The 15,291-nt window shown below is 47.5% G+C and carries 21 protein-coding genes and 1 tRNA gene; 11 read left to right on the forward strand and 11 right to left on the reverse strand.

Annotation, left to right across the window (positions count from 1 at the left end):
* Positions 1 to 118: 118 nt before the first annotated feature.
* Entirely contained in the window at positions 119 to 793 is a 675-nt protein-coding gene (gene ung, locus ACR9Y8_RS26655; RefSeq protein WP_481216344.1) for a uracil-DNA glycosylase, read from the reverse strand.
* 99 nt (positions 794 to 892) lie between these two features.
* Here ung and ACR9Y8_RS26660 point away from each other — a divergent pair.
* Positions 893 to 969: transfer RNA gene (locus tag ACR9Y8_RS26660), tRNA-Arg, on the forward strand.
* Positions 970 to 1,120: 151 nt separating this feature from the next.
* Here the strand turns inward: ACR9Y8_RS26660 and ACR9Y8_RS26665 are convergent.
* The 3 genes from ACR9Y8_RS26665 to ACR9Y8_RS26675 all read right to left on the reverse strand — a co-directional run bounded on the left by ACR9Y8_RS26665 (position 1,121) and on the right by ACR9Y8_RS26675 (position 2,823).
* On the reverse strand, positions 1,121 to 1,897 hold the full coding sequence (locus tag ACR9Y8_RS26665; protein ID WP_481216345.1) for a hypothetical protein: 777 nt from the start codon (positions 1,895 to 1,897) through the stop codon (positions 1,121 to 1,123).
* Positions 1,898 to 1,942: 45 nt separating this feature from the next.
* Positions 1,943 to 2,473, reverse strand: coding sequence for a hypothetical protein (locus ACR9Y8_RS26670; protein ID WP_481216346.1), 531 nt, complete (start codon positions 2,471 to 2,473; stop codon positions 1,943 to 1,945).
* A gap of 62 nt (positions 2,474 to 2,535) precedes the next feature.
* Complete coding sequence (locus ACR9Y8_RS26675; RefSeq protein WP_481216347.1) at positions 2,536 to 2,823, reverse strand: hypothetical protein; 288 nt, start codon at positions 2,821 to 2,823, stop codon at positions 2,536 to 2,538.
* Between the two features lie 163 nt (positions 2,824 to 2,986).
* On the opposite strand from ACR9Y8_RS26675, the gene ACR9Y8_RS26680 reads away from it, so the two are divergent.
* On the forward strand, positions 2,987 to 3,337 hold the full coding sequence (locus tag ACR9Y8_RS26680) for a VOC family protein (RefSeq protein WP_481216348.1): 351 nt from the start codon (positions 2,987 to 2,989) through the stop codon (positions 3,335 to 3,337).
* Between the two features lie 11 nt (positions 3,338 to 3,348).
* Here ACR9Y8_RS26680 and ACR9Y8_RS26685 read toward each other — a convergent pair whose 3' ends face one another.
* Positions 3,349 to 3,714: a winged helix-turn-helix transcriptional regulator gene (locus ACR9Y8_RS26685; protein ID WP_481216349.1), complete on the reverse strand. Its 366-nt coding sequence runs from the start codon at positions 3,712 to 3,714 to the stop codon at positions 3,349 to 3,351.
* 122 nt (positions 3,715 to 3,836) lie between these two features.
* Between ACR9Y8_RS26685 and ACR9Y8_RS26690 the strand changes: the two genes are divergently transcribed.
* Together ACR9Y8_RS26690 and ACR9Y8_RS26695 are read left to right on the forward strand one after the other, a co-directional pair.
* Positions 3,837 to 4,631 carry an SDR family oxidoreductase gene (locus tag ACR9Y8_RS26690; RefSeq protein WP_481216350.1) on the forward strand — a complete coding sequence of 265 codons (795 nt, stop codon included), beginning with the start codon at positions 3,837 to 3,839 and terminating at the stop codon, positions 4,629 to 4,631.
* 117 nt (positions 4,632 to 4,748) lie between these two features.
* Complete coding sequence (locus tag ACR9Y8_RS26695) at positions 4,749 to 4,877, forward strand: hypothetical protein (RefSeq protein ID WP_481217214.1); 129 nt, start codon at positions 4,749 to 4,751, stop codon at positions 4,875 to 4,877.
* 61 nt (positions 4,878 to 4,938) lie between these two features.
* Here the strand turns inward: ACR9Y8_RS26695 and ACR9Y8_RS26700 are convergent, their stop codons facing one another.
* Complete coding sequence (locus ACR9Y8_RS26700; protein ID WP_481216351.1) at positions 4,939 to 5,187, reverse strand: hypothetical protein; 249 nt, start codon at positions 5,185 to 5,187, stop codon at positions 4,939 to 4,941.
* A 39-nt stretch (positions 5,188 to 5,226) separates the two neighbouring features.
* Complete coding sequence (locus ACR9Y8_RS26705) at positions 5,227 to 5,817, reverse strand: HPP family protein (RefSeq protein ID WP_481216352.1); 591 nt, start codon at positions 5,815 to 5,817, stop codon at positions 5,227 to 5,229.
* 174 nt (positions 5,818 to 5,991) lie between these two features.
* Between ACR9Y8_RS26705 and ACR9Y8_RS26710 the strand changes: the two genes are divergently transcribed.
* The 4 genes from ACR9Y8_RS26710 (at position 5,992) to ACR9Y8_RS26725 (ending at position 8,199) form a co-directional block, all read left to right on the forward strand.
* On the forward strand, positions 5,992 to 6,825 hold the full coding sequence (locus ACR9Y8_RS26710) for an SDR family oxidoreductase (protein WP_481216353.1): 834 nt from the start codon (positions 5,992 to 5,994) through the stop codon (positions 6,823 to 6,825).
* Positions 6,826 to 6,831: 6 nt separating this feature from the next.
* Positions 6,832 to 7,548 (forward strand): AraC family ligand binding domain-containing protein, encoded by a 717-nt coding sequence (locus tag ACR9Y8_RS26715; protein WP_481216354.1) that lies wholly within the window; start codon positions 6,832 to 6,834, stop codon positions 7,546 to 7,548.
* A gap of 11 nt (positions 7,549 to 7,559) precedes the next feature.
* A complete protein-coding gene (locus tag ACR9Y8_RS26720) occupies positions 7,560 to 7,631 on the forward strand; it encodes a hypothetical protein (RefSeq protein WP_481217215.1) in 72 nt (23 codons plus the stop codon).
* Positions 7,632 to 7,788: 157 nt separating this feature from the next.
* Positions 7,789 to 8,199, forward strand: a complete 411-nt coding sequence (locus ACR9Y8_RS26725) for a hypothetical protein (RefSeq protein WP_481216355.1) — start codon at positions 7,789 to 7,791, stop codon at positions 8,197 to 8,199.
* Positions 8,200 to 8,205: 6 nt separating this feature from the next.
* On the opposite strand, the gene ACR9Y8_RS26730 is transcribed toward ACR9Y8_RS26725, so the two are convergent.
* Together ACR9Y8_RS26730 and ACR9Y8_RS26735 are read right to left on the reverse strand one after the other, a co-directional pair.
* Complete coding sequence (locus ACR9Y8_RS26730; protein ID WP_481216356.1) at positions 8,206 to 8,835, reverse strand: alpha-ketoglutarate-dependent dioxygenase AlkB family protein; 630 nt, start codon at positions 8,833 to 8,835, stop codon at positions 8,206 to 8,208.
* Between the two features lie 49 nt (positions 8,836 to 8,884).
* A complete protein-coding gene (locus tag ACR9Y8_RS26735; protein WP_481216357.1) occupies positions 8,885 to 9,454 on the reverse strand; it encodes a hypothetical protein in 570 nt (189 codons plus the stop codon).
* Positions 9,455 to 9,588: 134 nt separating this feature from the next.
* Here ACR9Y8_RS26735 and ACR9Y8_RS26740 point away from each other — a divergent pair, with 134 nt between their 5' ends.
* Positions 9,589 to 10,560 carry a hypothetical protein gene (locus ACR9Y8_RS26740; protein WP_481216358.1) on the forward strand — a complete coding sequence of 324 codons (972 nt, stop codon included), beginning with the start codon at positions 9,589 to 9,591 and terminating at the stop codon, positions 10,558 to 10,560.
* A 4-nt stretch (positions 10,561 to 10,564) separates the two neighbouring features.
* Here the strand turns inward: ACR9Y8_RS26740 and ACR9Y8_RS26745 are convergent, their stop codons facing one another.
* Both ACR9Y8_RS26745 and ligD read right to left on the reverse strand, forming a co-directional pair.
* On the reverse strand, positions 10,565 to 11,245 hold the full coding sequence (locus tag ACR9Y8_RS26745) for an L-type lectin family protein (RefSeq protein WP_481216359.1): 681 nt from the start codon (positions 11,243 to 11,245) through the stop codon (positions 10,565 to 10,567).
* A gap of 90 nt (positions 11,246 to 11,335) precedes the next feature.
* Complete coding sequence (gene ligD / locus ACR9Y8_RS26750; protein ID WP_481216360.1) at positions 11,336 to 13,369, reverse strand: DNA ligase D; 2,034 nt, start codon at positions 13,367 to 13,369, stop codon at positions 11,336 to 11,338.
* Positions 13,370 to 13,724: 355 nt separating this feature from the next.
* Between ligD and ACR9Y8_RS26755 the strand changes: the two genes are divergently transcribed.
* Together ACR9Y8_RS26755 and ACR9Y8_RS26760 are read left to right on the forward strand one after the other, a co-directional pair.
* Positions 13,725 to 14,063: a YciI family protein gene (locus ACR9Y8_RS26755; protein ID WP_481216361.1), complete on the forward strand. Its 339-nt coding sequence runs from the start codon at positions 13,725 to 13,727 to the stop codon at positions 14,061 to 14,063.
* Between the two features lie 135 nt (positions 14,064 to 14,198).
* Positions 14,199 to 15,290, forward strand: coding sequence for an aromatic ring-hydroxylating oxygenase subunit alpha (locus ACR9Y8_RS26760; protein WP_481216362.1), 1,092 nt, complete (start codon positions 14,199 to 14,201; stop codon positions 15,288 to 15,290).
* Position 15,291: the final 1 nt, after the last annotated feature.

Here is a 15,291-nt window from a genome sequence, read left to right on the forward strand (position 1 = left end):
TTGCAGTTAAACCAACAAGACGAATTTACGACATACTTATATATTTTGTTAATATGTTTTGTGCTATATCCGTGTAACTACTACTAATATCGGGTAACTGCCAGGCGCTAAAGGCGGGTTAGCTCAGGCTCCAGTCTACCGGCTCAATCCCTGCCTTGGCCAGCAGTTCATTGGCTTTGGAAAAATGTCTGCATCCGAAGAATCCTTTGTCGGCGCTGAAAGGAGAGGGGTGGGCAGCCTTCAGTACATGATGTTTGGTAGCGTCTATCAGGATCTGCTTATCCTGGGCAAATCTTCCCCACAGCAGGAATACCACGTTCTGTTTCTTCTCGGATATATTACGGATGACTGCGTCGGTAAAGGTTTCCCATCCGATTTTACTATGAGAGGTCGGTTCTGAAGCCCTTACTGTAAGGATGGCATTGAGCAGCAGCACACCATGTTCCGCCCATTTGATAAGGTTGCCATTGTTAGGTGTCGGAAGGCCCAGATCGGATTTCAGTTCTTTAAAGATATTGATCAGCGAGGGAGGCGGCGGTACATCGTCCTGTACGGAAAAGCATAGTCCATGTGCCTGTTTGGGGCCGTGGTAGGGGTCTTGTCCGAGGATGACTACTTTCACTTTATCAAATGGGGTAGTATTGAATGCGTTAAAGATCAGATTGCCGGGAGGGTAAATGGTTTTACCCAGGGCTTTTTCATGTTTCAGGAACATGGCGATCTCGCCAAAATAGGATTTTTCAAATTCTTCTTTCAGTGCTTCTTTCCAACTGGCTTCTATTTGTACATCCATGGCTAAAATATTAGAAAAACGTTTAAATTTGATTAATTGATGGAAATTTATAAATTTGCACTCCCAAAATGAAAGATAAATATAGGGATTTATTTAAAAGGACCGGTAGCTCAGCTGGATAGAGCAGCTGCCTTCTAAGCAGCAGGCCATTGGTTCGAATCCAATCCGGTTCACCAGTAGTAAAAAAAAGTGAAGTCTAAGGGCTTCACTTTTTTATTTGGATCAGCTGGATCTGGTCCGTAAATGCTATACACGGGTAATTATCTATAAAGATCGCAATCAGCAACGCTTGCAACAACAGCGAAGTGTATTGCTGATAAGATGACATCAGAACTTGATCTGCAGCTTTTGCGATACCAGCTTTCCATCTTTATAACACTCAAAATACCATTCGCCGTTCTTCCTGAAAACAACACCATTCGAGGATCCATCCTCTGCTATAAAATAGTCCTGCATGGAAGTTTTCAGCAGCGTTAGCACTTTTTTAGGGGTAGTATCAATCAGCTGATATCCATTGGGAGTTGCCTGCGCATATAACGTACCTGCACTTTCCGTAGTGGTTGCAGCTGCAGGCGTTGTTACCGGGCTGGAAGCAGGAGCCGTAGCGGCAGCAGGCGGAGCCGTCGATGGCGCAGCTGCCACCGTTGCCTGTTGCGATTGCGTGAACACCGTGCCGTCATATTTGTACTCTGTATCGTTCAAGGTTGTAAAGGCGTCTCTTAAGGCCAGGTTGTAGGCCGCCATAAACTCTTTCTCCCTGCTTTTACCCTCTTTGCTTTTGAAGATCACATTGCCCTGGCAGTCTTTCAACAGCAGGGTAAGGTTAGTAACAAATAAGCCTTTTTTCTGCACTACCTCAGCCCTGAGGGCATTGCATTTATTGGCAAGCAATTCTGCCGGCAGCGCCTCTTCATCCATAAAAGCGGTAAATCCTTTCTGCTGCAATAAAAGCTTGGTGGTAATATTCAGGCCATACTGGTTATCTTCCTTCAGGAAATCGTATTTTTCGGGTACAAGCACATACTTGTAATTGTTGATGTTAGCTTGTGAGTAAGCAGCTACCGTGAATAATAGCAGTAGAATAAACAATGCACATGCCTTCATATAATATCGTTATTTCCTGTTTAAGTTATAACGAATATACTGATTTTATATACCATTAACAGCGCTGAATTTCTCCAGTGCCCGGTGAAATCCCCCTTCTTTTTCATATACTTTGTTAAACATATCCTGTTTCCGGCGGCTTAATGAGAGGATGCTGTCCTGCGCTGCGCGTAATGCCTCACCTTCAGTATGTGTGCTGAGTTCCCGCTGAGCAATTTCCTGGCGGTCAAAGAGGTGCAATGCTTTCAACGCGTTATAATAATCCAGGGCAGCCGTTTTCAATTCATTGCCCTGTTTAATGCCGTTTGCAGGCAATGCTGCGATCTCTCCGATCAGTTGATCGAATGCCTTTTCCTCCTGGTTTAAAAAAGCCAATGCGCTTTTAAAGTCGTCCTTTGTAAGCGATACCAGTTTCTGCTGCCCCGGACCGTTCTTATCCAGCAGAATATTAAAGGCAACACGCTCTTTCTGAACAATGGCTGCTTTGAGCTCAATTGCTTTCCGGGGTTTGCAGGATACAAGCGTTATCAGTAAAACGGCAGCAAAAAAGATAAACGGGTTGATACCTTGTCTCATTTTCCAGGCGCTATTTTTGGGTTAAAGTACAAGATACCTAAATGAGACAAGCCATCCAAAATTCAGGTGCGCGTTGTCTGCAACAGCTTCCTGCTCTCCTTGCTCACAAACGTAATAGGCACAAACTTTTCTGTTGGCGCCCCGATATAATACACCATCCACTCCGGATCATGATGCGCCAGCATTTCACTGATACAATCTGCCCGATGACCCATGGGATTGGAACATTCATCCCAGTAAAACAGCTCCACCCGGTAGTGCAGCTGCTGCTTCTGGTTGTTGATGGTTACCTCTACGGTGATCTCCTGCTTACCCGGGAGTGGGGGAATAGGAATGACAATATGACTCATAGCGCTTTTATTATGCAACTGCTTCCACAAGAAGATTGCCATATCTGAACAATATGCAATAACGTCACTTATGTATGAGTTTTTTGTATAACTGTCCAGGGCTGGGCGTTTAACGTCCGGAAACGGACAAATAATCCCCTCAAATAAATCTTATATTTAGAACATGAAATTTCTCTCTTTACAACCATTCGTCCCTTCAGGAAGCGACTTTGAGCAATCAAAACAATTATTCCTGGAACTGGGCTTCAATATCAGCTTTGAAGCGCATGGCTATGCCGGTTTCGAGAAGGACGGCTGCCGCTTTATTTTGCAGGATTACGATGAACCGGGGTTTGCCGAGAATTATATGTTAACGGTACGGGTTGAGAATGTGCAGGCCTTCAGGGATTATGTGATCGGTAAAAAGCTTTCGGACCGGTTTGGTATACGCATTGGCAACGTAACCCAGCAGCCTTATGGCAAGGAAGTGAATATTATTGATGTGGCAGGAGTTTGCTGGCACTTCGTAGAATAGGCAGTTGCGGATCATTTTTCACCGTTTCCGCCCTTCGTGATCACTCTGCGAAGCCGCTCATCGTGCACGTCGCCCCACTGCCCTAATGCGGCAATAACAGGCATTAATGTCTTCCCGAAATCAGTCAGGCTATATTCTACCTTGGGTGGTGTCTGCGGATATATCACCTTTGATACCAATTCATGCTCCTCGAGTTCGTTCAACTGTACGTTCAACACCCGTCTCGACGCATCTGGAATTTTACGCTGCAGTTCACTCGGACGTTTATACCCTTCGTTGATAAACCACAGCAAGCGTATCTTCCATTTCCCATATAGCACTTCGCCGGTCAGATCAAGACCGCAATTTAAATTCAACGGTATTTTCTTCTGGTACATGGTCAAAATTAACCCTATGTCCCAAAATGGACAATAGGGATAAATTTATCCCCCTGCCATTCCTTTATCCGTACTTGTTCCTGCTGCTTATACTGCTGAATTTTGTGCTAAAATTTAAAACGATGAAACAGGAGTTTAATTTCAACAACGAACTGTCAGGTAAAATAGCACTGGTAACAGGCGGCACCCGGGGAGCAGGAAAAGCAATTGCAGCGAGGCTCTTACAGGCCGGTGCAACCGTGATCGTTACTGCACGCAATAGGCCGGAAGAAACAGATCAGTCATTACACTTCATTCCTGCGGATCTCAGCTCCCCGGAAGGAACAGCAAAAGTAGTTGAAACGGTTTTATCCGTATATGGCAGGCTGGATATCCTCATCAACAACCTGGGCGCTTCAGAAACTCCTGGTGGAGGCTTTGCCGTACTTACAGACCAGGATTGGGAGACAACTATCCAAACTAACCTGCTGGCGCCTGTAAGACTGGACAGGGGATTTTTACCGCAAATGATCGAACATGGAAGCGGCGTAATTGTTCACATAGCTTCCATCCAGGGCCGGCTGCCCTTATACGATTCTACCTTACCCTATGCAGCCGCAAAAGCCGGGTTGATCAATTACAGCAAAAGCCTTTCCAACGAAGTGGCGCCCAAAGGAATACGGGTGCTGACCGTTTCCCCGGGCTGGATAATGACCGTCTCCGCAGAAAGAATGATGGCGCGCATTGCTGAAAGCTCAAACATTACGATAGAACAGGCCAAACAAAGCGTAATGAATGCCTTAGGCGGCATTCCCTATGGCCGGCCTGCCCAACCGGAAGAAGTAGCGGAGCTGGTAGGTTTTCTGGTTTCACCGCGAGCCGGCTACCTGACCGGTACAGAATACGTGATCGATGGAGGTACGATCCCTACCGTTTAATAAGGTGCAGCGGAGCGTGTATATTGCAGCATAGTTTTTCTAACTATTAGGATTCACTATTTTGCGTCTCAAAATTCATCCAATGCATCCGCTATACCGTTTCATCCTTTTGGCCAGCTGGTAGGGATCACCAGCGCAGAAGTAGAAAGGATCCTTCAGCAGCCAACCACTGAAAATGTGCAACAGCTGATAGAGGAGTTGAAGGTAACAAACCCCTTGTTGATAACGGATCTGAATAGAAGATAATGAGACATCCCGGTAGCACACTGTTGCGGTGTGCTACTTATTTCGCTCATCTTTTTCAGCCTCAGCATTCTGAATAATCGGAAGAAAACAGGCCGTTCACTGCATATAGCTTATCTAACCTGATCTCTGTCTGATCTTCCAGTCTGAACCATCGCTGTCCATCGCGTTCAAACACGCTTTCAATCAATCCGTTAGCCCGTGTAACCCCATTGTCCTCATAAAGAATGGCTGCCAGTTGCTTTTTCTCATAAAGCTCCATGATCATGGGATAAAAACTGGCGCCCGGCGGGATAGTTGCTCTTGTGTCCATTGTAGTAAGTTATATACCCAAAGTTACTTGATTGGCCAATCATTTCCTCCTCCCATAACTCCTCTGCCACACCTTATACCACTCCCTGTTCCTCGGGTACTTCCTGTGCGGCGTCACATTATTAAACACCAGGGCCACCAGGAACAATATCAACACCCCCGTCAACACCGGGCTTATTACATAAAAATATCCCAGCGCCTGTATCTTCGGCGATCCGATATTCGCGATCAGCGCCGTTGCCCCGCCTGGCGGGTGCAAGGTCTTCGTTACCTGCATCAGCACGATCGCCCAGGCTACAGACAGCGCGGCGCTCAGCCACAACAGGTCAGGCACCAGTTTGTGACAGGTAACCCCCACCAGCGCACAGATCACGTGTCCGCCGATCAGGTTCCTGGGCTGCGCCAGCGGACTGTTAATAATCCCATAGATCAATACAGAAGATGCCCCGAAAGATCCGATCAGGAAAAGGTTATCATAGGCCGTAAAATATTTGCTATTGAGAAACCCGATCAATCCAATGCCTACAAACGAGCCGATAAAGGTCCAGATATGCTCCCGTGCATCTATCATCGTCTCTTTGTACAGAATATACCGCGCTTTCCGGAAGCGCTTTTTCAACATCTTTTCCATAAATCAGCGGGCAAAATTATATCGCCCCGTTAAATTTTGCCAGAATATTTGTAAATGGTTGTATGTCAATAGCCCGGCTGCCCGCCTGATCTTTCCAACAAACAAAATCTGGTCTCGTCAACAAAGCTTCCATCCCCATCTCCACCCGACCTTTGTATCACTAAAAACGATACAATGAGTAAAACGATTCTTATCACCGGAGCCTCTTCCGGTATTGGCAAAGCCACCGCACAGCTCTTCTCCGAAAAAGGCTGGAACGTGATTGCCACCATGCGCCAGCCGGCTAAAGAACAGGATCTCACCAATCACAGTAACATCTTTGTTACGCAACTCGACGTGCAGCAGCCGGAAACCATCGCCTCCGCCATACAAGCCGGCATCGCAAAATTCGGGACCATCGACGTCCTGGTCAACAATGCGGGATACGGTGAATTCGGCATCTTCGAATCCACTCCGCGGGAACAAACCCTCGCCCAGTTTGAAGTCAACGTTATCGGGGTAATGGATACCATCCGGGCCATCCTGCCGCATTTCCGCGAAAGGAAAGCGGGTTCAATTATCAATATCAGCTCTGGCGCCGGTCGTTTCACCTTGCCCATGATCTCTCTTTACTGTGCTTCAAAGTTCGCGCTGGAAGGCTTCTCAGAGGCGCTTTCATTCGAGCTGTCTGCGCTTAATATCAGCGTGAAGATCGTAGAACCTGGTGGCACCACCACCAACTTCATGAAGGTAAGCGGGGAAAGAGCTGCCGCCGGCAAGCCGATAGCAGACTATGACGATTTTGTTACTGCCGCCGGCAAACTGTTCGACTCCATGAGAGGCATGCAGCTGAAAACCGCTGAAGAAGTAGCTGACGTTATCTATGAAGCGGCTACCGACGGTACAGACACGCTGCGCTACGTTGTTGGTAATGACGACTTCCTCCAACGTATCCAGGCCCGCCTCACCCTGCCCGACCAGCAATACCTGGACGCTATAAAAAGCGGATATTTGCAATTCATGCACTAAGCAGATATGACAGACACATTCGGGAGCCCCGCTTCCTGCCACTATACAGCTGATATTTCCAGCGAACAGTTTGTTCCGGACCATCTCTTCTTTTACATGGTATCCGGCAACCTGACCGCCTATGACGGTCAGCAGGTGTATAGTATGCAGCCGGGCGACTACTGCTTTATCACCAGGAACCATTTGATCAAATACACCAAAAGCGCAGCGGAGAACGACGCGTTCAAAACAGTGCACTTTTTCTTTGACCAGGACTTTCTGAAGAGCTTTAGCAAAGAATACGGCATTAGTGCCGACACAGTGCTGAACAAGAACGTTGTCACCAGGCTCACTCCCGATCCTTCTTTCGCTGCATTCATTGCTTCCTTAAAGCCTTATCTCAGCCTCAGCGGCGAGGCATATGAGCAGTTGCTGCTTTTAAAACGAAAGGAGATGCTGCTCATCCTCCTCAAAACCGATCCCTGGCTTAAAAACGTGCTATTCGATTTCAGTGATCCCGGCAAGATCGATCTTGAAGCCTTCATGAACCGCCACTTCCGGTTCAACGTCAGCATGCAGCGGTTTAGCTATCTCACCGGTCGCAGCCTCACTTCATTCAAACGCGATTTTCAGAAGGTCTTCAATACCTCGCCCGGGCGCTGGCTGCTGGATAAAAGGCTGGAAGAAGCTTATTTTCTCATAGAAAAAAGGGACAGTCACCTTCAAACGTCTACCTTGAGGTAGGCTTTGAAGACCTGTCCCATTTTTCCTACGCCTTTAAAAAGAAATATGGGATCTCTCCCAATCAGCTGAAAAAAGCATTATAGGCCGGCTACCCTCTTAATACAGCTGTAACATTGTCATTAACCACAAATTAACCTTTGCTAATCCTCAATATTTTACCTTCATAGCCCTATTGAAAAATAACACCCCTGTTATAATTACTTTTGGTTAATGATAACATTAATGTTATATTTATTATGCATGAAGAACAAAAAAGTAACTGTTATCATTGAAGCATCTTCCACCGGCTTTAGCGCCTATTCTGAGGCGCTCCCCGGTATTACCGGCTATGGTGTCAACGTGCAGCAGGCTAAGAAAGATCTCCATGATGCCGTTCATGCTGTGCTGGAAGTGCATGCCAGCCATAAAACCAGTCCTGAGCCCTGGCTCAACAATGGTCACCTTGACTTCATCTACAAATACGATATGGTCAGCCTCTTCGAGCATTTCGGTATGCTCGATGTCACCAATCTCGCCAAACGCATTGGCTTCAATCCATCCCTGTTAAGACAGTATAAGTCAGGCCTTACCTTTGCCTCCGATAAACAGAAGCAGCGTATTTTAAAAGGGCTGCATGAGCTGGGAGAGGAGCTGCTGCGGGTACGCCTGTAAGCCGCTCTAACTTATTTTCGTGAGATAAACAGGCTTTGACAGGTCGGATATCCGGAACGTTAAATTGATCCTTCCGGCGGCCTCCCGGGTTGTTTTAGGGATATGATGTTCGTAATGATCCTGCATGCTGGCCCCCATCAAAAGAAAACTTCCATGCGTGAGCGGGATATCCAGCCGGGGGCCGTGTTTATCTGTCTTATGCCGCACTTTGAAAACACGCGTTTCACCAAAACTTACTGAGCCTATTTCATGATGTCTGCCATCCGAGGGAAGCGTGTCACTGTGCCAGGACACAGAATCATTTCCATCCCGGTAATAATTGAGCAGCACACGGTCGAAAACAATACCGCACTCCGCTTCCACCTGCTCTTTTATTTCAAGTAAGGTGGGCGTCCAGGGAAGGCCCGTCTGTCCGCCATAAAAAGCGGTCAGCCGGGGATCCGGCAACACACGGTCATACATTTTCCGCACCCGCTGCTGCCAGGGAGTATTGTCTTTCAAGGTTTTATAGTACTTATCAGCTGCTGCTTTACTGAAAAACTGCTCCCATAAGCGCAGATCCGCATCCGGAAGATGGAAATCCGTAAACCGCTTCTTTCCCTCGTCAAACAAGGCCGTCTCGTCAAACAGTGTCATAGTGCAAAGATAAGAAAATGCTAATAAATTTAGTTTCTTACTATTGCGGTTAGTACTTTACCACTATAACATCTGACAGGTCTTTTACCTGCACACCATTTCCGGCTACTACAACGATCTTGACTTTTGCCAGCTCTCTTAGCGCCTCCCATACACCATCCTCCTCACTCATTCCCTCTACCAGCACCACCGGGGCTTCTTCCAGCATCGCCCTGGCGATCCCAACACACAGCCTTTGCCCGGCTGTCAGCCCTTCGCAAGGGAGATTCATTCCATCCCGCATCTCCCAGGCAAAATCCAGTACCATCGCCGCTGCTGCGGCCTCCAGCACTTTCATTTCCGTTATCCCGGTCTGGCGACCTGCAATATGCTGATAAATAGTTCCTTCCTGAAAACCCTCCACAGCATACACCAGGCCATCGTATAAACAAGGATCCTTACCGCCTATACGTATATACCCGCCTTCCGGTTCGCGTTTACCTGCTATCAGCTCCATCACTGCCTTACAATAGTCCGCATCGCCCGCCAGGGCCACCACACTATTTCCCTCTACATGAAAGCTTGCGTCTTTCAAAACTCTTCCGCAGCAAACCCTTTCGAATAGAATATCATTGTTCATGGATATCAAGTATCTTGCTGATACAAAAGTGGGGCGCCTTCCGTTAAAATCTTTTATACCGGAGGGATAACTTTTAATACAAAACGGATTTTTTATGCCCGTGATGGTGGCCCGAATACCTAACTTTGCCGGCTATGAAATACCTTACACTGCTCATCGGATATTGTTTTGCATTTGTTTGCTGTCCCGCACAAACAAAAAAAGAACTGTATATCCCCAACCGTGTACAGGTGGTTAAGCAAAGTACGCATGTACAAATCCCCGGCACAAGGGTATCCGTTGTTAAGCCCAGAGGCTACCAGCTGCAGCAGCAATCAGCAAGATTTCAGAAAAATAAGAACACCTATTTCCAGGTGTTCGAAAGCCAGTCTGTAAATTTTGATGTCCGGAAAACCGATATCATAAAAGAATACGATGATGCGATCAGGAGTGGTAAACTTCCTCCCATGTATTACAGGAAGGAATTCAAATTCGGGAGCTATAACGCGTTACTCTATTATGCCGGTTCTCCCGCCTCGAGTATTGAACAGCTCATACTGACCTTCGGTAACAAAGATTTCGCTGTAATGGCCACCGGCCAGCTGCCTGCCAATGATGAAACCTCCCGGGACGAGATCCTGAAAGCGCTTTTATCCCTGTATGTAGATGAAAACAAAATGCCGGATGCAAGCCCGTTGGCCGACTACTCACTGGATGTTTCCAACACCAGCTTTCAATACGCAGGAACGATGTCTCAAATGTATTTCTACACAGTAGGCGGGAAGAGCGATCCCAACAATCCCTATCAAAACCAGATACTGGTACAGACCTTGCCCCCAATGAAAGATGGCGCTGCTTTAAAAGAACATGCGCTAAAAATGTTAGACCGTTATAAAACCAGCAAAATAAAGATCCTGAACCATAATGAACGCGCTATTACCATTAACGGCAGATACGCGCATGAACTAACATTTGTTGGGAGCTTTGAAGGTAAAACGGTTACTACCTACCAGGTGGTTACAGGCAACAATAAAGCAGCTGTAGTGCTTGTGGGCAACGTGTTCGATAAACATCCCGAGCTGGTTGCACAGATCAAAAAGATTGCACAAACGCTGAAGGTAAAATAATGCGCTACTCCTTCATCACCTTCACATAATCCACCATAAACGTACTATTCTTCACTTCCGTTGAGGCCTTACTCATCTGGAACCCTATCCTATCCAGCGTTGCCGCGGCTCCTTTCATGATTTCAATTACCTTCAGATCGTTAATATAAAACAACAGCTTCTCCTCCGTCAATTTCACTTTCAATTTATTGTCCTCATTCAGCTTCCCTTTGATCGCCGCTGATGTTGTCCAGTTCACCAGGTTCGTTGCTTGTCCGCTCACCACCTGGAAGATCCTGTACTCTTTTTCGCCTATTGTAAAAACTACATAGTTCTCATCATTCATCACCCAGAACACCAGTCCTGCCTTATCATACGCATGCCCGGCAGTATGGCGGAAGAGGATCTCTACACTCCCCGTCTTATGATCAGCGGGAAAAAGTTTGTTGTCAGACCACATACTATAGGTGCCCATTTCCGGAGATGTATAACTCAGCACAAACCATCCGTCTTTAATGGAAGTAACAACATTGCCCTTATCACCCGTATTCCATACCGCATGATCGGCATTATTAAAATCTTCCTGTAAAAGAAGCAGATGATCATCGGCTTGAGATTCAACTTTACTGCAGGAGGGAAATACGGCTGAACAGGCTATCGCAATACCCAGCGTTAGCGCCGGTATGCGTTTTTGCAATTGGATCATGATTAAAACTTTTGGTTGGCTATGCCACAGTTAGATTATTTACCGGTCGTTAAATTGGGTTAAGGCGTATACAAATATGCGGAGAGAAATTTAAAAATAGAAGCTTTCCAGCTTTTTTAATGCCTTTTGCATGTTGATGCCTTTACCCAATACAGGCTTAAAAAGATCGCCTTCCCGGGTAATGCGCGCTATCGCATTTTTAAGGTGGAAATCTTTCATTTGCAGGCCTTTCTTTACCTCCTCCCAATGCAACGGCATCGATACGGTAGCGCCAGGTTTCGGACGGAGAGAGTAGGGGGCTGCGATCGTTGCCTGCGGCCGGTTCTGTAAAAAGTCGAGGTACATCTTTCTTTGCCGGTTAGCGGTCTTGCGCTCGATGGTGGTAAAGCCGGGGAGCTCTTTATGCACCAGCTTCACGATCAGGCGGGCAAATTCTTTTGACTGTTCATACGTATATTTTGCGCCCAGCGGAATGTAGATATGGAGTCCGGTAGATCCTGATGTTTTACAGCAGGAAGGTACATCGGCAGCATCCAGTACCTGTTTGGTGACCTGCGCAGCCTGTATCACCTGTTCAAAAGTATTTTTATCGGGGTCCAGGTCTATCATGCACCAGTCGGGGTTATCCGGTTGTTGTATCCGGCTGCTCCAGGGATTCATTTCGATAGCTCCCAGGGAGGCGATGTAGAGCAGACTGGCTTCATTGCTGCATACCAGGAAGTTTTTATCCCTGTTATCCGCATCGCTGTGATAGGGAAAAAGCTCGATCCAGTCCGGCACCTTGCCTGTCACATCCTTCTGGTAAAAGCTCTTCCCGTTAATGCCGTTGGGATGACGATTCAGCGATTGTGGCCGGTCTTTCATATAGGGCAGCATATACGGCGCCACCTGGTAATAGTAGTTCAGCATATCCCGTTTGCTGATCTTTTCCTTTGGCCAGAACACCTTGCTCAGGTTCGTGAATTTCAGTGCATGGCCGCCGATCTCTCTTACCTGCGTTTCCTCAGAAGGATTCAAAAAGGTTTTACGGGATGATGGTTTTTCCGGCTTTAATATCTTTTTACCGGTAGCCAGCTGTCCGCCGCCGATTACCTCTTTCACCGGCACCTTTTTTTCATGCGTCACTTCTTTTGCGCCTTTATCTTCCCGCATGCCTTCAAAAGAAGGATGCCGCATCACGCCATCGCTGGTCATCTCGCGATAGCTCACTTCGCATACCAGCTGCGGCTTTACCCATATAGCCTCCGCCTTGGGCGGATTGGGCCTGAACCGTGAAGGCTTGTTAACATCCGGCACAATGGTAAATGGCGATTTCTTCACTTCCAGTGCCTTGAACTTTTGCAGCAGCTGTTTTTGCAGCTGAGTATTAAAACCGGTGCCGATCTTGCCGGTATACTGCAGTTTGCCCTTGTCGAAAACGCCTACCAGCAGCGAGCTGAAAGGTTTACTGGAGCCTTCGTTCTTCGTATAGCCGCCTATCACTACTTCCTGGCGGTTGCTGGTCTTGATCTTGAGCCAGTCCCTGCTGCGCTCGCCGGGATAATACAGGCTATCGGCCCGCTTGGCAATAATGCCTTCCAGTCCCATTTGTTTGGCGATATCGAAGAATTCCGTGCCTGTGGCATCAAAGCTCTCGCTGAGGCGTATAATGTCTCCCGGTACGGTACGCATCTGCTCTTCCAGGATGGCCCGGCGTGTTGATAAGGGCAGCCCGCTGAGGTCGTGGCCGTTCAGCCAGAGGATGTCAAACACATAATAGACCAGGCTGCCATCCGCCTCGCTCCGCCATTGCTGCAGCTGGCTGAAGTCGGATTGCCCGGAAGCATTGATCACCGCAATCTCCCCGTCCAGCACCGCCTGCAGCTTCCATGCCTTTACCGCATCGTATACCGGGTAGAATTGCTCATTGAAAGATTTGTTATTCCTGGATCTTAATTCCGTGGAGCGCTTGTTCATGAATGCCAGGGCCCGGTAGCCGTCCCATTTGATCTCGTACAGCCATCCGGCATGGTCAAAAGGTTTATCGGCCAGGGTGGCCAGCATGGGAATAAAAGTATCTGGAAACGGGCTCTTGGGAGCCTTACGGAGAATGCCTGCGCTGATATTTTGTGTAGTGCCAGCCACAATCATGCTGTTTATACAAACACAACAAAATTGCGTGCCAGTTTTAAGTCGCGGGAGCCAAATAAGGATAGCGACCGCTCAATAACGGTCGCCTCGTAAACGTACTCCTATTTGTTATTTGATCAAAAGTAACCCTTATGAAAATAAACCCTTACATGATGGAAAACGTATCTTTAAGGCTGGAGGGATAAGCAGGATCTATCCCAAATATGGCCCTTGCCTTCCTTTTTTCCTAATCACCCTGGTTTTAAATTATCCGTATAGCGGTTAAATTTTAAAAATTTTATGCTTGATTTGTCCTACTGATGAACACTTACCCGTCATTAGGTTTTTAACGCCTAAAAACTACTTATTTATGAAGGATTTCATGCTGATCTTCAGACACGATCCCGCTAAGGGAATGCCCACACCCGAAGAAATGGGCGTAATTGAAAGGAAATGGGAAGTATGGCTCGATGGCCTGGCTGAAAAGAAACAGCTTACGCACAAAGGCAACCGCCTCAGCTCTAAGGGCCGGCAGATCAAACCGAACAGTGTGGTAATAGACGGCCCCTATACGGAAAGCAAGGAATGCGTGTGCGGTTTTATCATCGTAGCCGCTGAGTCGCTGGACGAAGCTTCCGAAATAGCCCGCCAATGCCCTATCCTGACAAGGGGCGGCAATGTAGAAGTACGTGATGTGATATACATGTAAAACATCAGGAAGATTTGGTATCTTAAAGCATTCCTTATACCAGATCTTCCTCTTATTATGAAATCACGTCTTCCCTTATGGGCTTAAGAAAGGAAGATCCACAGATAATCCTTATCTTCAGTAAAAGCGCTCTTTATGCCACGTTTCTCTGTCGATCCGGATATCAGCCGTGCCAAAACCCTTCACACCGCTTTCTACACAGACCCGGCTATATACGAATCGGCAAAGGAAAAGATCTTCGTTCCCTCGTGGCAGTTGATCGGGGATGCTGCCCAGGTAGAGGCGCCAGGTCAGTGCCATCCTTTCACCCTCCTGGAAAACTATCTCGATGAGCCGCTGCTGCTTACTAAAGATAAAGATCAGCGCATCCGCTGTCTCAGTAACGTATGCACGCACCGCGGCACCATTGTAGTGCACGAGCCCTGCACGCTGAACCACCTGCGCTGCCGTTACCATGGGCGTATGTTCGGCCTGGATGGCGGTTTTCATTCCATGCCCGAGTTTAAGGAAGTAAAAGACTTTCCCTCCGGGGATGACAACCTGGTATCACTGCCCCTCTTTCAATGGGGCCCGCTGCTTTTCGCATCGCCGGCCCCCGGTTCCAGCTACACGCCGTACCTGCAGGATATGATTGATCGTGTAGGATGGCTGCCCCTGGATGAGTTCCGCTTTCGTCCGGATCTTTCGCGCGACTATCACGTCAACGCCCACTGGGCGCTCTACTGTGAAAACTACCTCGAAGGCTTTCATATTCCCTTCGTACATGCGGGCCTCAATGCCGTGATAGATTTCGGTAATTACACTACGGAGCTTTTTAAGTATTCCAACCTGCAGCTTGGTATCGCTAAAGACGAAGAGGACTGCTTTGATCCGCCGCCTTCCTCGCCGGATGATGGCAGGAAAGTAGCGGCCTATTATTTCTTCGTTTTCCCCAACATGATGTTTAATTTCTACCCCTGGGGTTTAAGCATCAACATTGTCAAGCCGGTATCTATCCACCAATGCAAAGTGTCTTTCCTTACCTACGTCTGGAAAGATCACCTGTTGCACAAAGGCGCCGGCGCTGATCTTGACACGGTAGAGCTGGAAGATGAAGCCGTAGTAGAAGCCGTACAGCAGGGCGTACGTTCCCGCTTTTACCAACACGGACGATATTCCGTAACAAGAGAACAGGGCACGCATCATTTTCACCGCATCATATCATCGTTCATGGAAGCAACACATTAAC

This window comes from Chitinophaga sp. SVR4-12A (genome assembly GCF_056754765.1).